The sequence below is a fragment of the Leptospira tipperaryensis genome, from assembly GCF_001729245.1.
Classification (GTDB): domain Bacteria; phylum Spirochaetota; class Leptospiria; order Leptospirales; family Leptospiraceae; genus Leptospira; species Leptospira tipperaryensis.
Genome location: NZ_CP015217.1, coordinates 1,727,839 through 1,751,173, shown reverse-complemented (window position 1 = coordinate 1,751,173; position 23,335 = coordinate 1,727,839). Strand labels below are relative to the sequence as shown.

The window sequence follows — 23,335 nt, the reverse complement described above, 5'->3', positions numbered from 1 at the left end:
GTTTTTCACAAAAATCTGAATGTATAAAAAGAGATTCCATTTTTCTGATATAAAAGCCCCTATCTTTTATTTCTAAAAAAACAAAGATCGATGGAAAGAATGGAATCGAACTCGGGAGAAAAAATTTTAGAATTTTGAAATCGAAATTCTTTGTAAAAAGTTTAGAAAAAACGAGAGTAAATACTCGCGTATGAGAGACATAGGACCGATTTCATTCTTAAAATTGAAAAAAAGAATCATTCTGAATTTGATTTTTCATAGTTCCGAACATAAAATGTGAGATTTTCTTGACATTTTTTTGACTATGACTACTGTGAGCGCGACTGGAATTTTTAGCTGCCTTTTCCCGGGTCAGTTGAGAACTTTTGAACTATGTAAGCAACCAGGAAAGGTCATCTCTCTCTCGAACCCCGCTGATTGATTGGTCTCACCTAGTATCCTATTCAGATTTAAAAGCCAGTAATTTTTTGTAAGGACCCTTTCTCATGAACATTTACATAGGCAACCTCGCCTATCAGGCAACCGAAGACGATCTCCGAAAAGCTTTTGAATCTTTTGGAGAAGTAACCTCTGTACGCATCATCACTGATAAACTTTCCGGCAAATCCCGGGGACTGGCTTTCGTGGAAATGGCGAACAAAGACGAAGGAAATGCGGCGATTGACGGCTTAAACGGAACTCAGATCCGTGGAAGAGAAATCAAAGTCAACGAAGCCCTTCCTAAGAAACCTTTTCCAGAAAAATCTCGATCTAGATATTGATCTTTTTCAAGGGGGAGAAGCTCTCGCGTTTCTCCCTTGACAGAAGTCACTCAACCCTTTAGCTTTCGCTATTGTGTCCGAGTTTGGCTTCCCCTTCCTGCAGTCTGTTCATTTTCTCCCCAAAACTGTTCATTCTATATTTTATTGGATGGGAATCTTCGGAACCTCTCTCGGTTGTCTGATGTTTTTGGGACAGATAGTTCTACTTCATAAAAATCGACTCAATTATTTATTGGGAATTCTTTTCCTAGGAATGTCCATTTTGCAAGGAAGTTCGATCTCGATTCTTTCCACGCAAGATGTTTCTTTTTCTTGGCTGATTCTTCTCCATATCCCCGCGCTCTACTCCGTGGGTCCGATCTTATACGGGATTTACAAAGTGAGTACGGGAGAATCCTTTCCGTCTTCTAAGATCAAAGGTGCGCTTCACAGCATTCTTCCCAGTTTGGGAATTCTCATCTACTTCGGAATTTTCTTTTTCTATCAAGACATTCACTCGATTCTCTTTAGAGCTTTTGTAGAGAGAATCTTTCCCAGCCCTCTCGATTGGATTTTACTTCCCGCCGTTTTTGGAATCGGATTTTATGTTTCTCTCGTTTTGAAAAGTTCCAAGGATCTCTGGAGATGGGAGATTTGGAAATCGGAACCCACCGCGAGGATTCTCAGCTTCCTCGTTGTAACCTCCCTTTTGCATCTTATACTCGGAGCATGCTTCTTTATAACAAAGATTCCAGACTTTCTGATTTTGACGACCGGAGGAATGGGATTCGCTCTTTGCGCGGCGTATCTGATCGGTCATAGAAATCCCGGTTTTTTTCAGAAACTCCAAGAAGTCACACAAGCAACGAGAGAAAAGTATGCACGTTCTCTTCTTGTTGGAATCGATCGCGATGTCTTAAGAGAAAACTTACTTCAGTTGATGGAGAGGGATCGTTTGTATCGGGAAGAAGACCTCGGACTCGGCGATCTCGCCGACGAACTCGCGCTTTCCACACATCAGGTTTCCGAATTCTTAAATCAAGAATTGGGTAAAAATTTTTCAGTCTTCGTGAACGACTTCCGAGTCTCCGAAGCTTGTAACCTTCTCAAAACGGAACCTGCACAGAGTATTTTGGATATCGCCTATTCCGTAGGATTTCGAACCAAGTCCTCGTTCAATCGAGCGTTTCAAAAACATACCGGAGTCACGCCGAGTGAGTTCCGTTCGAAGTCCCTGCAAGAAAACCAAAGCTGAATTTTAAAAATCGAAGACATTTGAATCTTAGAATTCGGAGAGAAGAAAAAATCTTTTGTAATCTGCCTAAATTCTTCCTTCAAAGAAATTGTATCGCAAGGGCAATTTGTCGGAACAACGACAATCCTCCGTGAAACTCGCGCGCCCCGCCCTGAACTTGGGTGGAGGGGAGCGGAGGCGGGAAAACCCCGGGCCAACTCTCCTCTATCACAGAATCCTAATTTTCGCAAGTAGAATTCTGTCCTCGGTTCTTCGTAGGAACTCCTATAAAAAGCAAACTTCACAGCATTCTCTTTCAAAACTCCAAAAATGGACCGACTTACAAAGGGGCAATTTATCGATTCTGACTTTGTCCACCGACCGAATCGATAGAATGGGACGACTGATTTAGGAAACGGGAGTAAGATCAATCCAACTTTCAAACGAAAAAGAGGTCCAGATGAACACTCTGACAATTGCGAAAAATGAAATTCTTCCAAAAAGAAAACCAAAAAAATGGGAAACCCTCGAACTACGCGAAAAGAATATTAAGATTATGCGTTGGATCCGATTTCGAGATCGAAATCTAAGAAAAAAATTTTCGATTCTCAAACACCAGGATTTTTTGGGAGCATCGATCACTTTCGGCTCGGCTGCGATGATGATTTTCACCGCGGGACTTTACGTCGCGAACGTAATTCCGGCTTGGACGGCTATAGTCGCAAATGCGATCTTTGCTTCACTCTTACACGAAATCGAACACGATACGATCCACAACCTCTACTTCAAAGACAACGAAAGAATGCAGAACCTTCTTTTTTGGACCGTATGGATCTTTCGTGGAAATACGATCAGCCCCTGGTATCGAAGAATGATTCATACCTTACATCACAAGGTTTCCGGAAACAAAGACGATATCGAAGAAAGACTGATCGGCAACGGCATGAAGGCCGGTTGGTTCCGTTTTTTTGCGATGATCGACGGAAACATTTCAGCGATTCTTAATTTTAGAAAGCTCGTCAGGGACGCACCCAAGTTTAAAAGAAAGGAAATCGTAAGAGAAAGTTGGCCTTGGCTCGTCGTCTACTACACTCTCTGGTACAACTTTCTCGGACTCAATCTTCTCCATTTTGGAAATCAATTCTTAGGTTCTCCGTTTTCTCTTCCCTTTCCTGAACTTTTAGAATCGGCTCGTTCCTTTCTCAACGTCGCGGCGGTCGTTTATATGATTCCCAATTGGATCCGTCAATCGAGCATTCAAATCGTTTCCTCCAATATGCACTACTACGGAGACGTAAAGAATATCAATCAACAGACTCAAGTCTTGAACGTTTGGTTCTTGGCCCCTCTTCATCTTTTTTGTTTTAATTTCGGAAGCACTCACGGAATCCATCACTTCGTCGTAAACCAACCCTTCTATCTCCGGCAGATGGTGGCTCCTTTTGTTCATCCAGCGATGAAACGTTACGGAATTCGTTTTAACGATTTTGAAAGTATGCTCCGCGCCAATCGTTACTATCCGACCGAATCTCAAGTCGCCTAACACAACCGGGCTTTCCCGTTTTTATCCAAAAGCGGGAAAGTCAGTTTTACAAATTCAAAACAGTTTCTTCTCTTTTTCGATTTTCTTTCGTTCTAAAAAAATCTATTTTGTTTTCCAGGAGAAAGCTTTCTCGTCTTTTGGTTGAAGAGTCCGCACCATGTCCTCCGAATCCAAAACAAAAACGTTCCTCGAATTTCAATTCGCGATGCTTCTCATCAGCGGAAACATTCTCTTTGCAAAGTTGATCGACGAAAGCGTCTGGATGATTACGTTCAGCCGAACGGTCTTTGCAAGCGCAGGCCTCTATCTCTTTTTGAAATGGAGGGGCAAACCCGTCTTCTTTACCTCCAAGACTGAGAATCTGGCCTCTCTCGGAAGTGGAATTCTTTTGGCGGTTCACTGGATCACTTTTTTTGCTTCCGCGAGACTCGCCTCGCCCGCGATCGCGGTTCTCACATTGTTTACACATCCGGTCATCACAGTCTTTTTAGAGCCGATCTACTTTGCGACTCGTCCCAGAAAGACGGATCTTCTCCTGGCGCTTCTGGTTCTTTTGGGAGTGGGAATTCTCATCCCCGAATTGAAACCCGGGAACGATTTGTTTTTAGGAATTCTCTCCGGACTTCTTTCCGCGTTTACGTTTTCGTATCGAAATCTGATCACAAAAAAATTTCTTTCCCATCACGGAAGCGCGCAGGTGATGTTTTTACAATCCCTTACCGCTGGGTTCTTTCTCGCTCCCGTTTGTTACTGGGATCCGATTCCAACGAGCTTTCATTCTTTAGGTCTTATGGTTTTGCTCGGATTTTTTTTCACGGCCTTCGCTCATACGCTCTACGTGAAATCCATGTTTCAATTAAAACTAAAGACCGCCGGGATTCTTTCGAGTATTCAACCCGTGTATTCCATTCTTCTCGCCTGGATCATCTTAGGCGACATTCCGGGTTATCGAGAAATCACGGGAGGTGTTTTGATTTTAATCGCGGGAACCTTAGAAACGATTCGTTTTAAAAAGGACGGTCCTTAGATGAACTTGGATCTGGCTCTTATCGATTCCAGCGCGCCCTTTTTTGTAAAGGCGCCCGGCAGATCGCAGAACTGGTCCAAGGCTCCGATCGGACTTTTGGAAAAAAATCAAGAGTTCAGAAAAAAAACTCACAAAAGAATACGGGAGAATTTTGATTCTTACGTAAAAAGAGTGAGTAAGATGGGATACAACGCGGTTTCCATCGACGAACTTTCCTTTCTTACGGATCTTTCCTTTTATCCGGACAACCTTCGTTCCAAAATTCAATCCTATCAAAAATCATATCGCAAACTTTTTAAGACGGCGAAGAAGAATGGGATGAAGGTCTTTCTTACGAGTGACTTTCTTTTTTCCAATTCTTATATTGAAAAAGAAACGAAAGGAGAATTTGATCGAGTTGTTTCTTTTTTTCGTCTGGTTCTTGAAAACCTTTTTTCCGAATTTGAAAACATAGACGGAATCATTTTAAGGATCGGAGAATCGGACGGAGTCGACGTCAAAGGCGACTTCAGAAGCAAACTTTTTTTAAAAACTCCGGAAGACGCCAATCGACTTCTGAAAGAAATTCTACCCGTATTCAAAAAACATTCTAAAACTCTAATATTTAGAACTTGGACGATTGGCGCGTATCCGATCGGAGATCTGATCTGGAATCCGAAAACCTACGAAAAGGTTTTTCAAAACATTCCAACGGAAAATTTGATCATTTCTATGAAATATGGAGAAGGAGATTTTTTTCGATATCTGAAACTCAATCCTCTTTTCTTTCAGGACGAAAGACCCAAACTCGTGGAATTCCAAGCAAGAAGGGAATACGAGGGTTTTGGAGAATTTCCTTCCTTTGTCGGCTGGCAATACGCGTCCTACAAAGAAGAACTAAAAAAAGCAAAAAACCTTGTGGGATTCAGCGTTTGGTGTCAAACCGGGGGTTGGTCCTCTTTTCAGAATATTACGTTTTTAAAGAATACTTCCTATTGGAACGAACTCAATACGTTCGTATGTCTCGGTCTTTTCAAAAAAGATTGGAGTGTAAAAAAGAGTCTTCGTAAGTTTTACGGAAAGAAAAATCTCACAGAGTTGATTCGATTCTTACGGCTTTCCGATCGTGTCATCTTGAATCTTCTCTATGATCCCGAATTTGCGGATCAACAACTCTATATTCACAGAGTCAGGATTCCACCCCTGCTCCATATCACCTGGGATCGGGTTACGATCAGCGATCATTTTAGAATTCTCTATGATTCTTTTTGCAAAGACAAAGAGCTTTCTGTAAAAAAGGGATACGAATCGATTGAAAGTTTAAAGGAAATGGGAAGGATCGCAAAACGAATTTCTCTCTCGTATGATTTTCGTTTTCAATACGATACGTTTCAGCTCTTTGCTTTTTGTCGGGAACTTCTCTATCTTCCCGATCCGGAAAGACAGAACTACCTTTTAGAGGAGACGATTCATCTTGCAAAGATCTACGCGGAAAATTATCCGAACGCGTATAAATTTAGAATTCTTTCCCGCAGAAAAATTCCTGGATTTATGTCTAAACTTTTACTGAAATTATTTATTCGAAGACAGAAAGACACGAGAATCCTAGATCGAATTCTTTTTTCTCCTTCAATGAGACATTTCTATTTATTCTTATATCAAAAGATACGTTCAAAACTTCCTTCGTTTATCAATCAGCAAGCGATGCCCGTCTCGGAACTCTTGAAATAGAAATCGGTTTGACAGATTTCGGGTTACTTAATAATATTTTGACTATGAACTCCGGTAGAAACGCTTCCATTCAGTATTCGAAAATTATGATTCTCTTTAGAGCTTTTGAGACTCGTTTTGTCTCTTTAAAAAATTCTAAGTTAACTACGCTTCTTAGTGCATTGGTATTTTTGATTCTTTTCACTCAGTGTTCCTCGGGAGATAAGAAGCCCCCACCGAACGAATCCGCAAGCGGCGCCGGCAGATCCGCTTACGCCGAAGACGAAGCACAGAACAATCAAGAAGAAGAAACAAATTCTTCGGCTTCCAATCGTTCCGCCAACGTGGACCCGGATGCAAAACCGACGAAAGGTTGTATCGAGGGAAATTGCAGCTCCGGAACAGGAACTTATGTCTACGATAACGGGGATGAATACAGAGGTTCCTTTCAGAACGATCTCAGAAACGGTTCCGGAAGAATCAAATACGCCAACGGAGACAGATTTGACGGAAGTTTTAAAGACGATCAGAAAGAAGGAAAAGGCACTTATATCTTTAGAAACGGGGCTCTTTTAGAAGGCACTTTCCAAGCGGGTTCCATGATGGGACCGGGAAAGGTTCGATTCCCGGACACAAGCGTTTATGAAGGCGACTTTCAAGACGAAAGAAACTCCGCGGAAGGAACGATGAGTTCTTCCTTTGACGGATCCAAACAAAACTGCAGAATCCAAAATAAGATCGTCCTCTGCGGCGGCGGACGCGGAGCAGAATCCCCTTACGGAAAAAATTGATTTCCTATTTTATGAAAAACGGGCTGTAAAGTCCGTTTGAAGACCGATTTTCCCACTTCGTTTAACAAAATTTTAATCCTCGTTCGAGGAAGATGTCCCGGATCCCATCCTTTTTTGATAGAGTTGAATCCTGTTTTCGTCCATTCCGACGAGTGTATGAGTAATTCTTAATTCTTTTCCCAAGGCTTCGGCGCCGGTTCTGAGTTCAACGACCCGATACCAGGTTTCTTTCGGAGGAATGTAGAACGCGTGGTTGATACAAAGACATTTGAACTTAAAACCCAGAGAACTTTCAGCGGGTTCCATCGAGTGTGGGGCCGCAAAAAAGTAAAAGTCTCGATCGCTCGTATTCCGTACCACCAAGACAAATTTCTTTTTCGAACCCGGCCTGAGAAAGAGATTGTTCCCGTCGATCGGTGAAGAAACCGGAGCCTCTGAAAGACTTTTCACCGTGCCCGTAGCCCAAAGATCCACGGGCCTTTGAGAAGCTCCTTCGAAGAGCTCCATCTCGAATGGAAATTCTTTTTTCTCCCAGAGAACCGAAACTTGGATCTGACGATTCGGGTCACTTTCTGCCGGCACCAATTTTTCAGAATCGGAATTAGAAGATTCTTTTTTACATTCTAAGATGAGAAGGAGAGAAAAAAAGATCCCGATGAAAATTTGAAACGACTTCACTCCAGAGCCATCTCCAAGGTTTTGAAGTCGAGTTTACGACTCGGACTCGTGTTCTGAACGTAGATATTTCCGTTGATCTTTTTGATCGTGATAAAATCCTGAAAGATGATTTCCTTTTTATCCGGATCGGTTTCCGCCATATTGCAGTCTCTTCCACAACCGTTGCAGTCCATATCTCCGTATTTTTCCTCAAAAGAAGATGAGTATTTTCGCATATACCCAAAGACCCTCAACTTCAAAGAATCCGCAGATGATTCCTTGACTTCGTAGTTACCGATCGCGTAAAACTTACTCGTCTTGTTTACATAACCCATGTCGTCGCTTTTCTGATCCTGTGTATTTCCTTCCATAAAAAAGGAACCGTCGGAACGCATCCTCAAAGACCAGTTGGATTCGATTCTTACTCCGTTGGTTTCTTCCGTGGCGGCTGCGGGTTCCGCTTCAGCGACGGTTTCCGTACTTTGAATTTCTTCCGGAAGAGTAGAAACATCGGTTCCTCTGAGTCCGTGATTTAGAATCGTATCCAAATCCGGAGGAGTAAATTGAAGATGATTCTGCTCGGCGATACTCTGAGATCTTGAAATCGGATTGATAAGAATCCAGTTTTTATCCTTTCCGAATCGGATCTCGCTGAGCACCAATCCTTTGTACATCTTTCCTGCGTAGATATCATCCACTGTCAGACGAAGAGAAGAACCTTCGAAGGTTTTTTCCAGAGAGATTTCTTGAGGACCGAGGATATCCTGAACTTGAATCTTTTGAACGTAACCGTTGTCCCCCGTGAGAGTTGCAGTCTTCAATCTTCCGTTGGAATAACAGTGTTGATCCGATCTTTGATAACCGTTCCAGATCTTGATCGTATTGATTTTCTGAGGTTCGTTGAATTTAAAATCGAGAGTTACCCCCTTTCCCTTTTTATCCGAGGCCCAGGCATACTCGTAACGAGAATCAAAAAGATTCATCACGTCATAGGATAAAACGGGGTTTGCGGTTTCGGAGGCTTTCGCCGAACCTTCCACGATCTTAGGAAGTTTCAGGGAGAATGGTTTGTCTCTTTCGTCATAAAAACGAATCTCTCCGATACAGAGATCCTTGTTCTTTCGAAAGTTGATCGTCACCGATCTGGAGAAGACGGGTTTTTCAAAGGAGACGATCGCCTTGGTTCCGCTTAACGTTGCGGATGCGCTGAGCTCGTCAAAGTTGATGTAAGCCGTCACAGCGTCGCTGAATTCTCCCTTACAAGAATCGACTTCCACTTTTTTCAATTGAAAGCCTTCGTCGGGATAAAAATGCATCTTTACAAATTCTGCGCCCGCTTCCGGCTTCCAGGAACCGCCGCCTAACGCAGCGAACGCGAGTTTGTCGCTTAACGAAGTCGAAGTCGCCATCGAAACGCTCAGTTCTTTTTTACAACTCCAAAGACTGAATACCAAAAGAAGGATTTGGATAAGAATACCGGTTTTACGATTCATCTAAGAATTCTCCAGGAAAGAATTTTCACGAGTTTAGGGATCTTCTTGCGCCTGTCAAACGCAAAGGAATCCAGAGTCAAAAACGATTCTCCCCTTTTCCCTCTTGAAAGAAACCCTTGACGTTAGATGTGGTTTCCCTTGAATGGCTAGATTGATATTGAGATTCATTCTCGATATCAATCTATAAAGAGGAAATCATGAAATCCAAATTACTCTTCCTTTTGAGCCTTCTCTGGATTCTCAGTTGTGGGGAAAAATCATCCGATCCGAGTTCTCTGGCATTCTTAGGCCTCGCCCTGGGCCCGGCCAACGCGTCGGCAAGTTCCGGAGACTTAGAAATCGTTTCCCCAAAGGACGGAGATATCGTTTCCGTTTATCAATTGGAGACTTCCGTTTCCACAAAGGAAAGCGGAACTTTAGAAGTTCTTAGAAACGGAGAGAAAATCGTTTCTATCAACGCTGAATCCGTAAATTCGGATGGGAAGAACAGGATCAACGTCCCCGCTTTCAAACCCACAAACGGAGAAAATACGATTCAGTTTCGCTGGAAACGTCCAAACGGGGAGATCCTACAAAAAGAAATTCGTGTTTACTTTGGGACAAAACTCACTGCGGGTGCGGCCCATTCCGGATTCTTAAAAAACGGAAACGTATATACGGTCGGAAGAAATAACTTTGGGCAGTTAGGAACCGGAACATCGACCGGAGACGGGATCAACGATAGTATCACAAAGTTAAATTCGATCACAGATATTTCGAGCATTCACTTTGCTCAGAACAGTTCGATGGCGATTCAAAAAAACGGAAAGGTCTTCACCTGGGGAACCAACGCAAACGGTCAGTTAGGAATCGGAAGCAACAATACCGATCCCGCGACTCCTTCTGCGGCGGGAACCAGATTGCCGCCCTCGGAAGTTCCCGGTATCAACGACGCGGTCATGGGCGCCTACGGTTTTGATCACGCACTCGTTTTGAAATCGGATGGCACCGTAGTTTCCTTCGGTTTAAACAACGTGGGCCAGTTAGGAAACGGAGCCACAGGGATGAGCGCGACCACCATCTCTTCGAACCCGGTTCCGGTCGTCGGCTTGACCAATGTAATTCAAGTGATCGCCGGTTCTCAACATTCTGCGGCGCTTACAGCAAACGGGGACGTTTATGTCTGGGGTAGAAATCAATTCGGAAATCTTGGAAACGGAGTGATCGATACCGCGACCGCGATTCAATCCACCCCTATCAAAGTCGCAAGTCTCAGTAAAATCAAACAGATCGCAAACGGAAGAGATCATATTCTCGCGGTTCGATCGGATGGAAAGGTGTTTGCTTGGGGTTTGAACGCAAGCGGACAAGTGGGAATCGGAGGAAGCGGATCTCCCGGACCCACCGCAACTCCAACAGAAGTTTTGAATATTCAAAATGCAGTATCCGTTTGGGCGGGAGGAACCCAGAGTTTCGCGGTGTTAAACGACGGAACCGTAAAGGGCTGGGGAGCCAACGGGACCACCGCCAATCTTGGAATCGGAGAAACTACTACGTCCAAGGTTTACGCGCCCGGTAGCGCCGTTATCGGAATCAAAGGTCTTGTTCATTTTGGATGCGGAGCCACTCATAACTTTGCTCTTTTAGGGGACGGCTCCGTTTATGGTTGGGGTTGGAATTTCAAAGGTTCTCTGGGAAGACCCGATCTTCAGACAAACTGGGGCGCGGCGACTCCTGTCTCCATCAACCTTCCCTAATATTTCATTTTTAGAATGTATTTTAAGAACGTAATTCGAACACTTTCATTCGTTCTCTCTAAAGCTCACGTTTTAGGGAGAATCCGGTTTCCCCTTGGAGTTTTACTTTTTTTTCTTTTCTGGGGTTGCCAAACTCAGAAGGAAGAAAATTGCTCCTATGACCCATCTTGTATGGAACTCACCGCCGCATGGTTCGTTCTGAACAATCTTCCTTCTACCAATCCTTGGGATTACGAGGCGGGAGAAGAATACCAAGGAGGAACCGGAATGACGAGCTTTCAATCGGGAAGTTCCGCCTTTCGTCAGTTTGCTCCCGATTCTTCTCTGAACGTGATCTCGGAATTTACGGTCGGACAAGCCGTCTTTGAAGTTCCTTGGACCCCCGGCTTTTCGGCTTCTCTACCGGATCGAGACGGATTAGGTCCCTTCTTTCATTCCAATTCCTGCGTTAGTTGTCACTTCGCAAACGGAAGAGCCTTAGAAGAGGACGGTGAACCTCTTACGTTCAGCCTTGTACGCCTGAGCTCGGCTTCGGATTCTCATTCTCCCGATCCTCAGTATGGGGGTCAGTTTCAACCAAACTCGGTTTCGGGAGTTTCCAAGGAAGGCACCGTGATTCTTACCTACCAAGAAATCGAAGGAAAATTTGAAGACGGTTCCGCCTACGCCCTTCGTTCTCCTATATTCAATTTTTCGAATTTAGCATACGGTCCTCTCGCAAACGATATTAAAACTTCCCTGCGGGTTCCTCAACAAGTGATCGGTCTCGGACTTTTAGAAGCGATCCCCGAAAAGACGATTCTTTCGTTTGCCGATCCAGATGATCTCGACGGGGACGGGATTTCGGGAAGACCGAATTATATTCCGAATCTCGACGGTTCTAGTACGAGCTTAGGGAGATTTGGATGGAAAGCGAATAATCCGAGTCTGATCCGCCAAAATTCCGCAGCATTCTTAGGCGATTTGGGAATCACATCCCCCCTTTTTCCCAATGAAAATTGTATGACCGGCCAGACTCAATGCCAATCGGCCGCTAACGGAGGATCTCCGGAAGTCCCTCAGTCCAAGATCGAAGCGATCACGACTTATATGAAGTTAGTCGCCGTTCCCGCGAGAAGAAAGGCTTCGAACACAAGCGTCCTTTCCGGGAAAGAAATCTTTTTCAAAGCCGGTTGCAAGAATTGTCATATTCCAAAAATGTTAACTGGTCCGGATGCCGGTTTTTCCGGAATTTCGAACCAGACCATCCGTCCTTATACGGATCTTTTGTTACACGACATGGGAGAAGGTCTCGCCGATCAAAGACCGGACGAAGAAGCGAGCGGAAGAGAATGGAGGACTCCTCCCCTCTGGGGAATCGGACTTTTTGAAGAAGTCAACGGTCACACTCGTTATCTGCACGACGGTAGAGCGAGAGATTTGACCGAAGCGATTCTCTGGCACGGAGGAGAAGCTGAAAAAAGTAAAAACTACGTTCTAAAATTAGATATCAGAGAAAGAACCCATCTTCTAAACTTTTTAAAATCCTTGTAAGAAGCGCGGAAAAAAACCAAGCCTAAATTTTCCGCGCCCGCTTGAAAAGCCTCTAAGGAGTAACGTACTGATAGAGCGTTTCAAAAAGAATCTGAGATCCCAGTTTTAAATTTTCAATGCTGATATTTTCGTCTTTTCCGTGAAGAGTTTCCGTATCCTTCGAAGTCAGGATCGCAGGATTGAGTCCGTAACAACGAATCCCGATTCTTCTAAATCGCGCGTTATCCGTCTTTCCCGAAGACATAAACGGAGCGGCGACACTTCCTGGAACCTTAGAAACGGAAACACTCGCCAGAATCTGAAAGAGTTCGTCTTCGAGAGGAGAATCATCCGGTCCGATCTCGTCCTCGATTTCGACTTCCACTCCGTACGGTTTGGCGAGTTCTCTAATTTTTTCGAAGTATTCTTTCGTATCAAAACCCGGAAGCACTCGAATATCCAATTTTCCTAATGTTTCTCCGGAAAGAACGTTGTAACCGCTCCCTTCCAAGGATTGAATTCCAGTGATCGCTTTCGTGTTGCTCGTCATCGCGGAAAGGTGTTTGCTTTTTTTGAGAGTTCCGGTGAGAAGCGGTTTGACCAATGGATTGGACGCATTCTTTAAAAAGAAGGAAGTAGGAAAGGAAGCAACCTTTCCCAACTGATAGAAATAAGCCCTGGTCTCTTCCGTGATTCTTACTCCTACGTCGTAACTTAAAACTTCTTCGTAAAACCGAATCAGATTCAACGTGGCGTAGTCGGAAGTCGGCGCGCTTCCGTGACCGCTCTGACCTTTTGCTCTTAGTCTTAACCAGAGGTTTCCCTTTTCAGCGTATTGGATGTTAAAGATCGTTGAACCCGGAATTCCCACGTCCTTGGTTGCGACCCCGCCTTCGTTTAACATTGTATCATAATTTTCGAATATATCTCTGTGCTCTTTCGCCATATAACGCGCACCCCAGAGACTCCCGCTTTCTTCGTCTGCGAGGGATAAAAACATTATTTTTCGTTTGAGTTCTATATTAGAACGTTTTAATTCTAGGAACGCGACGAGTTGCATCACGGCGAGGCCTTTCATATCCAAAGCCCCTCTTCCGTAAATTTTTCCGTCTACGATCTGAGCGGAATAAGGAGGAACTGTCCATTCCGATGCGTCCGCTTCCACTACGTCGCTATGATTTCCTAAGATGATTCCTTTGAGTGAACTTTTCTTATTGGGTTCGAGAACCGCGACTAAGTTTGCGTGTTCGGGATGTTCTTTCGAAGCATAGATCTTAGAAGGAATTCCTTCCTTTTGTAAAAGGGCTTGGAGATAACGAACGACTTCGATTTCGTTTTTTCGTTCCGTTCGAATCCGAATCAAATCCTGAAGAATCTGAACCGCCTCGTTCGTTCGTTCTTCCCAGTTGACGGAAACCGCGTTGGGTTTGAGAGGAATCGTCCGGATCGGAGAAGAATAAAAACAACCGATCAAAGTAAGACACAGGATCCACGAAGATGTGCGAACGAAAATCATAATGTACCTTCCATCTTTTATCAAAGAGACAATCAAATCTTCGTTCGAATTTTCATCGATCCAAAATTGAACTCGAAAAATTTCAGATAGATAAAGCGCACGAGAGATCAGGGGTGGAATTCGAAAGTATAGATCCAAAAATTCATTTTTCGGCGTAGATCGCAGTTTCCCGTTGACAGAAAGAGAATTCTGAATATAACGTTTGGATTCTGAATTCTCCAGGATTCATCTCTAAATTCTCCTAAGAGGTTTTATGGCATTTCGAAGAACGATCGGAGCAAGCGCTTCCGAAGATAGATTGGAAAAATTGATTCAAGATCGATTGCAACCCGGAGCCGACAAAACCTTAGTCGATCAGAGGATCTGGGATCTTTTCGGCGAAGAATGGTGTGTCATGTTCACGGATCTTTCCGGTTTTTCGAGAGGAGTGGAAAAATTTGGAATCATTCACTTTTTGCAAACCATCCACGAATCCGAAAGAATTCTGATTCCGATCATCGAAGACCACGACGGAATCCTTTTGAAATCGGAAGGAGATAGTTTTCTCGTGATCTTTCGAAACGTTGGAAAGGGAATCGAATCCGCGATCAAGATGCAACAGATTCTTGTAAACTACAACCAAGACAAGATCCCGGAAGAAAAGATCCTTCTCTGCGTCGGACTCGGCTTTGGAAAGGTTTTAAAGATCGGAGATACGGACGTTTTCGGTTCCGAAGTCAACACCGCGAGCAAACTCGGAGAGGATACGGCCGAAGCCGGAGAGATTTTAGTCACACAATCCGTCTTCGAACAAGTCCGGGAGAAACACCTTCGTTTTGAAGAATTACCCGAAGCTCCTGCTGGAACCCCGAAAGCCTACCGACTCGTCTATTAAATCTATATTCTAATTTTAGAATATAGATACTATCTCCCTTGAACATAGGGTGAAAGGCCCTATGTCATTCGACTCTGGAATCGAAACCAAAGTTGGATTCCTCCTTGACTCCTTTTTAGAAAAGCGTATCGTCTTGAAGCGCTCCCATCGGTCGATTTTCTTTTTCATCAGATAGTTGATCGATCCGATCTTTTGGACGACCGTCATAAATATAAAATTGGATAAGGACTCGAGAATGAGAAAATTTTTCTCTCTTTGTTGTATCGTCTTTGCGATCTTTCTTTGTGGAAATTGTAAAACGAAGTCGGATTCTCAGCTTACCGCGCTCGTTGAATACGCGACCGTGCTCGGAGAAACCAAATGTGAATGTGAAAAAATCGAAAGAGCCAAAGGCGCCGAATCGGAAGAAGTTTCCATCTGTTTGAGAAAACTCGAAGACGCTCAGAAAAAATACGGAATCAATATCCGGTTGTTTCCCAATCTCGCGGAGAAAGGGGAAAAACTCATCCAAGGGACATACTCAAAAAATTGTCCGATCTAAAATAGATTGAGAAAATCAACTCTTCCAGACATTGAATATTTTTTAAATATTCCCCTCACACTTTTATCTCAAGCATCATGAGACGGCATAGGGCAAAACCCTATGCCATTTTTCTTTCCATTTACAAATCGATCGAATTCTTCAATACAATTCTAAGTCTTTCACACAATCTAAGATCAAATTTCAACGGCTCCAACTGTTGTTTTAGATGGTGGTAAGACAGATGAGCATATCAATCCATACGGAAGGCCCTTTTCCAGATCTCACTGGAACCTACACGGTTCCAATTCTTTCGTCTCCGAACGCAGAACCGGTAGATCTCTTTATCTTAATCGAACAGGAAGGGGAGAAAATTTTTGTCACTGCGAGACTGGATTCCCAGTCGCCCGTCGATTCCATTCCGAGACTCCTAAAGGGGAGAATCACGGATCGAAATCGCCATCACGTGATTGTAGAATTTGAAAATGGAGACTGGGAGCGTTACGTTTTTACGGAGGGAAGGTTTTCCGGACACGAGTTTCTTTTTTAATCGCCAAGGAAGACACTGTCCCCTCCAGCAAACACGCGTTCGAACATTTTGCAAGAGTCTATTTTTAAATTCTGACCCATTCTGATTTCGTTTTTTCGTTGCAGACCAAATAGGATCGAAGAGATTTCATTCGCTTATGGTCCACTACGAACACAACCCCGCCCTTAAATCTTCTAAATCGTCTTCATCCGATAAACCTCCGATTCTTTTTGTCCACGGAGCTTGGCACGGTGCCTGGTGTTGGAAGGAAAACTTTGTTCCTTATTTTCAAAAAGCGGGATACGAAGTCTATACTCTGGATCTCCGAGGTCACGGGAAAAGTCCGAGTATCGGTTCCTTTCGTTGGACCTCTATCGCCAACTACGTGCAAGACGTTCAAAAAGTTTTAGACCAATTACCGGAATCTACGGTTTTAGTCGGACATTCTATGGGTGGTTTGGTCGTTCAAAAGACATTAGAAACCGCTGATATTCCAAAGGCGGTGTTGTTGGCGAGTGTTCCTCCGCACGGGGTGTTTAGGATCACACTGGAATTATTACTCAAACATCCGATTCGTTTTTTAAGAGTTCTCGGAACTCTTTCTTTGTTTCCTCTCGTGGAAGATCCGAAACTAAGCCAAGAACTTTTCTTTTCTAAATTGATAAGCGACACAAAGGCTTTTCAATACGCTTCCCGTCTGCAAGACGAATCCTTTTTTGCTTTCCTTGGAATGCTGATTCTCTCTCTTCCCAATACTAAAAAAGTGAAAACGCCGCTCCTAGTGATCGGTGGAGAGAAGGATCGATTTTTTCCACCTTGGGAAGTAAAACGTACTGCAAAGGTTTACGGCGTAGAACCCGAAATTTTTTCCAACATGGGTCACAATCTTATGTTGGACGAAGGTTGGGAGAACGTCGCTGAAAAGATCGATTCCTATCTATCACCGGTGAGAAACGTTTCCAAAACAAAAACATCCGCCAAAAAAACAAAACCGATTCCTAAGAAGCAAACAAAACCTAAGAAAAAGAAAAAATAGAAACGTTCATTTCGTTTAATAAAGCTTCTCTAAAAATTCGGGGGATTTTTCCGAACGTTTAGTCAATTTATTATTGATTTTTTATAAAATAGGACTTCCATCTCTTTACGCTTGAAAGGTTTAGAGCGAAAGTGCGACCTTTTGGCTAAGGATGCGAAATCATGGGATCGAAGTTTTTTCCCGCCTTTTGTTTTTCTCTTTTCCTTTTCGAATTTCCCCTTTTATCACAGAGCTTGATCGTCGATTCTCAATTTCGAAAATCCAATCTAATAGGAATCGTAGAACGATACGAAGACAATCGGACGATTCTCACTCGAGAAGATTTGGAACAAAAAAATGTCTCCTTTGAAAAAGTAAACAAAGTGAACTTAGGTTATTCCTCTTCCGCTCACTGGCTTAGGTTTAAGATCGAAAATAAAGAAAAGATCGGTAAACTCTATCTCTACGAACTATCCTATCCTCTCATCGATTCTATGGAATTGTATGTAAAGAATTTGGATACCGGTGAAATCCAAAAATCGATAGCCGGAGATAGAATTCCGTTCGATAGCAGAGAAATCAAACATCAGAATTTTATCTTTCCGATCCGTCTCGCGGCTCAGACTGACTACCAAATTATGGTAAGAATCCTTACTGAAAGTTCGGTGCAGTTTCCGATGACCTTCTGGTCCTCCAATGAATTTTACAATCATATCGTGGATGAACAAAAAACTTTCGGACTCTATTACGGAATTATGATAGCCATGATGGCGTACAATCTCTTTCTCTTCGTAGGTACAAGAGATCGATCTTATCTTTTTTACGTTTTGTTTTTGACCGGTTACGTTCTATTTCAGGCCTGTTTGAACGGTCTTGCCTTTCAATATCTCTGGCCCGATTCGATCTGGTGGGCAAATTCTTCTCTTCCCTTCTTTATGTTTTTCGGCGGAGGTTGGGGAGCTCAGTTTTCGAGGGAATTTTTAAGAATGAAGTTTTATCATTCGACCTTGGATCGGATCCTGCTCGCATACTTCGTCTTTGGAATGATTGCGTCCGTTTTGAGTTTGGGGCTAAACTTTTCGATAGGAATTAAATTAGCGATTGCTTATGTATTTTTTATGGTGGTTCTTCTCATTTCTTCGGGAATCGTTTCCATTTTAAAAGGATACAGAGCAGCGCGTTTTTATCTTTCCGCTTGGATATTTCTTCTCTTAGGAATTGTCACCTATATCCTTAAAACTCTCACCCTATTCCCTTCGAACTTCGTAACGGAATATTCGATTCAATTCGGCTCTTCGTTCGAAGTTCTTCTATTGTCTCTGGCACTCGCGGATCGAATCAACATTCTCAAAAAAGAAAAGGAAGAAGCTCAGAAAAAATTGATCGATAGTCAGAAGGAAGCTCTGGAAAAGCAGACGGTTATGACTCAATCTTTTGAAAGATTTGTTCCGAAACAGTTCTTAAATCATCTCGGCAAAGACGATATCATCGATATTCGATTGGGAGATCAAGCTCGCAAGGAGATGACCATTTTCTTTTCCGATATAAGACATTTTACAAATCTATCGGAGAAGATGGATCCAAAGGACAATTTTAATTTTCTAAATTCTTATCTCAAAAGAATGAATCCTCTCGTAATTAAGAACTGCGGTTTTGTGGATAAGTTTATCGGAGACGCGATCATGGCCCTCTTTCCGGAATCCGGAGAGGACGCCCTCAAGGCCGCGATCGAAATGCAATCCGAAGTACGACTCTACAATCATCACCGTCTGAAAACCGGATACGAACCGATTAAGATCGGAATCGGAATTCATACGGGCCATCTGATGCTCGGAACCATCGGCACGGAAGAAAGAATGGAAGGCACGGTGATCTCGGACACGGTCAATCTCGCTTCGAGAATCGAAGGACTCACAAAAAAATTCGACTCTTCCATTCTGATCAGCGAAAAAACATTGCAGAAGATTTCCGACCCGACCCATTACAAGATGCGTTTGATCGGAAGAGCCAAGGTCAAAGGAAAAGAAGACGAAGTAGTAATCTTCGACGTCTACGAAGGACTTTCTCAGTTTCAAATCGATCTTCGCAACGAAACCAAATATGATTTTGAAAAAGGAGTTACAAATTTCCTATTGAAAGCATTCGATCGAGCTCAGGATTCTTTCGCTAAAGTATTACGAGTCGATCCTACCGATTACGCAGCGGAGACCTATCTCAAGGCGTTGCGTAAAACCTCCGCGCTCAGAAAAGGATAAATACGTTATGCGCTCTTTGTAGTTTCCGTGTTTCTATCTGCAGCCCGTTGCGAAGAAAGAATCGCGTTTGCAAATTCGGCAAAAGCCTTTTGAAACGTTTCCTTGGTTTCAGAATCTACGAGTTCTTCTTGATCGTTCATCTTTTTACGGGCCAGAGTGATCGGAAAAGAAGCGGACTCTACGACGGGCACATTCATCGCGCTGAGAGTCTGTAATAAAGAAGCGTGAGCCTTATCGCCCCCCATGTAAGAAGGAGAAGCGCTCAGAGCCATCACCGGCTTGTCCACGTATTCGCCCGAACCGACCACCCAATCCAACGAGTTTTTTAGAACCCCTGGAATTCCGTGCGCGTATTCGGGAGTGCAGATCAAAACTCCGTCAACGTTTTTAAGAGCTTCTCGATATCTTACCACCACTTCCGGAGAATGTTCTCCGTCGATGTCCGGTGAAAAATGAGGAAGCTCGCCTAATTCCTCGTAGGTGATGATCTCCATTTCAGACGGAGCCACCTTTGTGATGGCTCGAAGTAAGGCGGAATTTGTGGATTGAAAACGGAGGCTTCCCGAGATCGCAAGAACTTTCATAGTGTAGAAATTAGATCGGAAAAATCAAAGATCGGGCTAAAATTAATTCCTAAGACTGCATTTCCTGCCTGTCAGAATTGCATTTAAAAAGGCGGAAAACCAATTTGCGCCTCATGAGATCGGCTGAGTTTCGGCTTGATCGATCCAAATCGCGTGTTCCGTATCCAGATATTCCTTTGCACTCTGAATCCTACCGTCCTCGATCGTAAAAAGAAAATGATAGTGATTGTTGTAGAGTTTTCCGTTCGAATGTTTCCCTTTAGATTCCGCGGTGAGAGAAACACGATTGTCCTCGGCGGTAAAATCATGAAGAATAAAATGAAAATCGGAGAACGTTCTGTGTAAAAGTTTGAAACCGAGTTGAACGGTTCTTTTGTCGTTTTTTCCGGAAACCTTGGTTTTACCGATGATCCACCAGACGAGCTCGTCGCTTAACAATTCTACGGCTTGCGAAAAATTTTTCTCATTCATAAATTGGAAATAGTTCCGGACGATCTGCTTATTTTCTTCAAGACTCATTCTTACCTTCTACTAAATTCTAATTTTTTAATATACCCTTAGGGAAAAAAAATTCGAAAGACGGTTCCCTGATTGATGGCGCTTTCTACTTCTATCCTTCCGCCCATCGCTTCCACCTGATTTTTTGTGATAAACAGCCCGATTCCCTTCGAGTCCCGATTGTTATGAAAGGTTTTATACATCCCAAAAAGTTTATCCCCGTTTTTATTCAGATCGATCCCGATCCCGTTGTCCTCGATACTCAAGACAAGGCGACTTCTTTGATATTCCGCTGTGAGAGTGATTTCAAGGTTTCTCTGAGGATTTCTGTATTTGACCGCGTTTGTTAAAAAATTAAGAAGAATACTTTCCATATAGGAAGCGTTACATCTTACTTGAACCGCTTCCGAAACTAGATTGCGAATCTGGACGTTGTATTTTTGGATATCGCCGCTGATCGTCTGAGACGCCTTTTCGATATAATCCCTCAGAGAAATTTCAGTATTTCGAATATTCTTATTTGTTTGTATGGATACGACCTCGTTCAAGTTCAAGACTGTATCCATCAGACTATCAGAAGCCTTTTTAATATACGCGATCATTTCTTCTTTTTCCGCGGCGGTCGTCGCCTCTTCCAGAATTTTGAGAAGCATCGTAATGTTTCCGGCGTGTGAGCGGAGGTTATGAGAAACAATATGAGCAAAGTTTAATAGTCTTTCGTTTTGATCGTTGACGATATTCAGAGTTCCCTGAAGCGCAAATTCTCGTTCCTTTTGTTCCTGAATATTTTGAAACGTACCCGAAACACGAATACACTTTCCGTTGAGATACTCCGGTTTCCCGACAGAACGGGTCCAAACAAAATTTCCCTTTGCGGTAACGATCTCCACTTCGTAATCAAACGGTTTTCCCGAAGCGATCGACTCGGCGAGAATTTCGGCGGATCTTTTTCTTTCCAGTTCGCTTTTAAAAAAACGAGCTCCTTCCTGTCCGTTCGGTATGTAATCTTCCGGTAATTCGAAAATGGCCTTCGCGACCTTACTCCAAACTCTCGTGTTGGTTTCGAGATCCAATTCCCAGGAACCGATCTGTGCGGCTTCGTTTGTTCGAGTAAGAATTTCTTCCAATCGACTTCTTTCCAATTCTTTGCGTTTGAGCGCGCTGATGTCTTCCGTGTACATCAGAATACCGCCGATCTCATTCTGAGATCGATACCAGGGACGCACTTCCCAGATGATCCACTGAGAACTCCCGTCTCTTCGAACAAAAAGTTCTTCATCCCTTCTTTGAACCTTACCGTCCAAACATTCCTTGTGAATCTGCTTCCACTCTTCTCCTATTTCCGGAAAAATTTCGTAATGAGAACGTCCGAGGATCGGAGTTCCTATCAAACCGTAATCCGCAAACCACTGTTGCGAGGCAGCCATATAACGCATGTTAGTATCGAACATTGCGATGGCAGAAGGAGCCTTTTCTATAAAAACCTTTGTGAGTTCGTAACTTTCCTTGAGAGCGGTTTCCGAATCCTTATGTTCCGTGATATCCCAGTTCGTTCCGACCATACGAAACGCTTTCCCGGAAGCGGCTCTCTGAACGATTGCGATCGCTTTGATGTGTCGAATGGCTCCGTCGGGCCAGATCACTCGAAACTCCATATCAAAATCTTTGAATCCTTCGACCGCGTTTTTGTGTTCGATCCTACAACGTTCCAAGTCTTCGGGATGAAGCCCCGCCTCCCAAGCCTTATACGCTCCCGAAAAAGTATCAACCTTTACTCCGTACAATTCATACATGGCGTCGTCCCACGTTAGACGATCTTCGATCAGATCCAAATCCCAGATTCCGACCTTGGCGGCCTTTGTCGCAAGTGCGAGTCGATCCACCGTGAGTTTTAACTCCGACTCAATCCTTTTTGATTCTGTGACGTTAAAATAGGTCCCAAGCATTAGAACCGGCTTTCCTTTTGGATCGACTTCCACGAGTTTACAAGTGCACCGAAACCAGACGATACTTCCGTTTCGATGTCGAAAACGAATGTCGGCTTCGTAGAGTTGACGCGTATTGGTCTTGATATAACCTTCAAACTCGTTTCGAATGTTATCCAAGTCCTCGGGTAAAATGTGAGATTGCCAGGTTCGAATCGAATCTTCTAATTCGTGAGCCTCGTATCCGAGCATCGATTTCCAAGCCGGAGAAAGGTAGCTGGTATTTTTTTCAAAATCCTTTTCCCAATAGCCCGCGTGGGCTTGTTCCAGAATCGTTTGGAGAATGTGAATCATCGCTTCATCGAATGTTAGAATTTCGGAATACTTGAGTATTATCAGTCGATAATCTTCAAAGGAACGCCGTATATTTTCGATTCAAAGAAAAGGAAGGTCAAGCGCAAAAGTCCGAAGAATCCGTTTTCCGAGTATTTAAACGGATTCTATCGAGGATAAAATGAGACCGCAAAAGAACCGAAATCCTCATTTGACAACAAATCGATACGTTATTTCCGGACCTCTCCAAATACGTTCGAAATCGAATACAAGGTTGATCCTCATTCTTAAATAGAGAATAAAATTAGAAGGCCGATAAAGACAACTCCGCATCAAAAAAGAAAATGGAATCGTTTAAGAAGTCAAGAACCTCGGAAAAGATTGACGGTTTTTATAGAGCCTAAGTGAGAATGATAGTTTTCCGATTTGTTTGTATCCTCCGATAACGAAATGATATGTGTTTTAGATCGCAAAACCATTGACCGCTTCTCTTTTTTTGCCGTCTTTAAACGGCATTCCATTTAAGACTTGTTATATGATTTTTATAATCAGAAATCCTAATCTAAGAAAATAAAACCGATCCAAATTCAAATTCCTCTTTGCAAGAGAAACCGATTCTTCCTTAAAAAATCCGTTTTCCAAAGTAGAACCGAAGGTTCTTATATAGTGAACTAGAAATGAATATTAAATTCCTAAATTCACAAAGGACTAGAGGTCATCCTTTATAACAAAATCGCCTTTCTTCTTTTTTAAATTTTAAGAATATAAAAAATACAAATCGATTCACAAACCATTTTCTCAAACAAGACACGAAGATATTATTTAATTTATATAATATACTTACCAGGCTTCCTTTTCTTAAAA

The 23,335-nt window shown here is 43.1% G+C and carries 19 protein-coding genes and 1 pseudogene; 13 read left to right on the top strand and 7 right to left on the bottom strand.

The features are described from left to right. Window positions 1-217: 217 nt before the first annotated feature. Window positions 218-438: pseudogene (locus A0128_RS22470) on the bottom strand (hypothetical protein). A 47-nt stretch (window positions 439-485) separates the two neighbouring features. Between A0128_RS22470 and A0128_RS08300 the strand changes: the two are divergent. From A0128_RS08300 to A0128_RS08275, 6 genes are all read left to right on the top strand, one after another. Continuing rightward, complete coding sequence (locus A0128_RS08300; protein ID WP_002152104.1) at window positions 486-761, top strand: RNA-binding regulator; 276 nt, start codon at window positions 486-488, stop codon at window positions 759-761. A gap of 181 nt (window positions 762-942) precedes the next feature. Continuing rightward, on the top strand, window positions 943-1,995 hold the full coding sequence (locus A0128_RS08295; RefSeq protein ID WP_245667217.1) for a helix-turn-helix domain-containing protein: 1,053 nt from the start codon (window positions 943-945) through the stop codon (window positions 1,993-1,995). A gap of 439 nt (window positions 1,996-2,434) precedes the next feature. Continuing rightward, window positions 2,435-3,517: a fatty acid desaturase gene (locus A0128_RS08290; RefSeq protein ID WP_069607075.1), complete on the top strand. Its 1,083-nt coding sequence runs from the start codon at window positions 2,435-2,437 to the stop codon at window positions 3,515-3,517. Window positions 3,518-3,674: 157 nt separating this feature from the next. After that, a complete protein-coding gene (locus A0128_RS08285) occupies window positions 3,675-4,544 on the top strand; it encodes a DMT family transporter (protein ID WP_069607074.1) in 870 nt (289 codons plus the stop codon). Beyond that, window positions 4,545-6,254, top strand: a complete 1,710-nt coding sequence (locus tag A0128_RS08280) for a glycosyl hydrolase family 67 (RefSeq protein ID WP_069607073.1) — start codon at window positions 4,545-4,547, stop codon at window positions 6,252-6,254. A 44-nt stretch (window positions 6,255-6,298) separates the two neighbouring features. Then, window positions 6,299-7,024 carry an MORN repeat-containing protein gene (locus tag A0128_RS08275; protein ID WP_069607072.1) on the top strand — a complete coding sequence of 242 codons (726 nt, stop codon included), beginning with the start codon at window positions 6,299-6,301 and terminating at the stop codon, window positions 7,022-7,024. 72 nt (window positions 7,025-7,096) lie between these two features. On the opposite strand, the gene lsa20 is transcribed toward A0128_RS08275, so the two are convergent. Both lsa20 and A0128_RS08265 read right to left on the bottom strand, forming a co-directional pair. Further along, the gene (gene lsa20, locus A0128_RS08270) at window positions 7,097-7,702 is read right to left on the bottom strand and encodes an LIC11469 family lipoprotein adhesin Lsa20 (protein ID WP_069607071.1); all 606 of its coding nucleotides are present in this window, start codon (window positions 7,700-7,702) and stop codon (window positions 7,097-7,099) included. Continuing rightward, on the bottom strand, window positions 7,699-9,174 hold the full coding sequence (locus A0128_RS08265) for an NADase-type glycan-binding domain-containing protein (protein WP_069607070.1): 1,476 nt from the start codon (window positions 9,172-9,174) through the stop codon (window positions 7,699-7,701). Before A0128_RS08265 ends, lsa20 begins: the two co-directional genes overlap by 4 nt. A gap of 197 nt (window positions 9,175-9,371) precedes the next feature. On the opposite strand from A0128_RS08265, the gene A0128_RS08260 reads away from it, so the two are divergent. Together A0128_RS08260 and A0128_RS08255 are read left to right on the top strand one after the other, a co-directional pair. Then, complete coding sequence (locus A0128_RS08260) at window positions 9,372-10,910, top strand: RCC1 domain-containing protein (RefSeq protein WP_069607069.1); 1,539 nt, start codon at window positions 9,372-9,374, stop codon at window positions 10,908-10,910. Between the two features lie 171 nt (window positions 10,911-11,081). Beyond that, on the top strand, window positions 11,082-12,443 hold the full coding sequence (locus A0128_RS08255; protein ID WP_156781801.1) for a di-heme oxidoreductase family protein: 1,362 nt from the start codon (window positions 11,082-11,084) through the stop codon (window positions 12,441-12,443). Window positions 12,444-12,495: 52 nt separating this feature from the next. Here A0128_RS08255 and A0128_RS08250 read toward each other — a convergent pair whose 3' ends face one another. Then, window positions 12,496-13,938 (bottom strand): M20/M25/M40 family metallo-hydrolase, encoded by a 1,443-nt coding sequence (locus tag A0128_RS08250; protein WP_069609202.1) that lies wholly within the window; start codon window positions 13,936-13,938, stop codon window positions 12,496-12,498. A 253-nt stretch (window positions 13,939-14,191) separates the two neighbouring features. Between A0128_RS08250 and A0128_RS08245 the strand changes: the two genes are divergently transcribed. The 5 genes from A0128_RS08245 (at window position 14,192) to A0128_RS08225 (ending at window position 19,131) form a co-directional block, all read left to right on the top strand. Then, complete coding sequence (locus tag A0128_RS08245; RefSeq protein ID WP_069607068.1) at window positions 14,192-14,812, top strand: adenylate/guanylate cyclase domain-containing protein; 621 nt, start codon at window positions 14,192-14,194, stop codon at window positions 14,810-14,812. Window positions 14,813-15,047: 235 nt separating this feature from the next. Beyond that, window positions 15,048-15,353, top strand: a complete 306-nt coding sequence (locus A0128_RS08240) for a hypothetical protein (RefSeq protein WP_156781800.1) — start codon at window positions 15,048-15,050, stop codon at window positions 15,351-15,353. Window positions 15,354-15,576: 223 nt separating this feature from the next. Further along, the gene (locus A0128_RS08235) at window positions 15,577-15,882 is read left to right on the top strand and encodes a hypothetical protein (protein ID WP_156781799.1); all 306 of its coding nucleotides are present in this window, start codon (window positions 15,577-15,579) and stop codon (window positions 15,880-15,882) included. Between the two features lie 136 nt (window positions 15,883-16,018). Continuing rightward, complete coding sequence (locus A0128_RS08230; RefSeq protein ID WP_069607065.1) at window positions 16,019-16,897, top strand: alpha/beta hydrolase; 879 nt, start codon at window positions 16,019-16,021, stop codon at window positions 16,895-16,897. Between the two features lie 161 nt (window positions 16,898-17,058). Next, the gene (locus tag A0128_RS08225) at window positions 17,059-19,131 is read left to right on the top strand and encodes a 7TM diverse intracellular signaling domain-containing protein (protein ID WP_069607064.1); all 2,073 of its coding nucleotides are present in this window, start codon (window positions 17,059-17,061) and stop codon (window positions 19,129-19,131) included. A gap of 5 nt (window positions 19,132-19,136) precedes the next feature. On the opposite strand, the gene A0128_RS08220 is transcribed toward A0128_RS08225, so the two are convergent. The 3 genes from A0128_RS08220 to A0128_RS08210 all read right to left on the bottom strand — a co-directional run bounded on the left by A0128_RS08220 (window position 19,137) and on the right by A0128_RS08210 (window position 22,492). Then, window positions 19,137-19,715, bottom strand: a complete 579-nt coding sequence (locus A0128_RS08220; protein WP_069607063.1) for an NADPH-dependent FMN reductase — start codon at window positions 19,713-19,715, stop codon at window positions 19,137-19,139. A 111-nt stretch (window positions 19,716-19,826) separates the two neighbouring features. Next, window positions 19,827-20,234 carry a nuclear transport factor 2 family protein gene (locus A0128_RS08215; protein WP_069607062.1) on the bottom strand — a complete coding sequence of 136 codons (408 nt, stop codon included), beginning with the start codon at window positions 20,232-20,234 and terminating at the stop codon, window positions 19,827-19,829. A gap of 38 nt (window positions 20,235-20,272) precedes the next feature. Next, on the bottom strand, window positions 20,273-22,492 hold the full coding sequence (locus A0128_RS08210; RefSeq protein WP_069607061.1) for a sensor histidine kinase: 2,220 nt from the start codon (window positions 22,490-22,492) through the stop codon (window positions 20,273-20,275). Window positions 22,493-23,335: the final 843 nt, after the last annotated feature.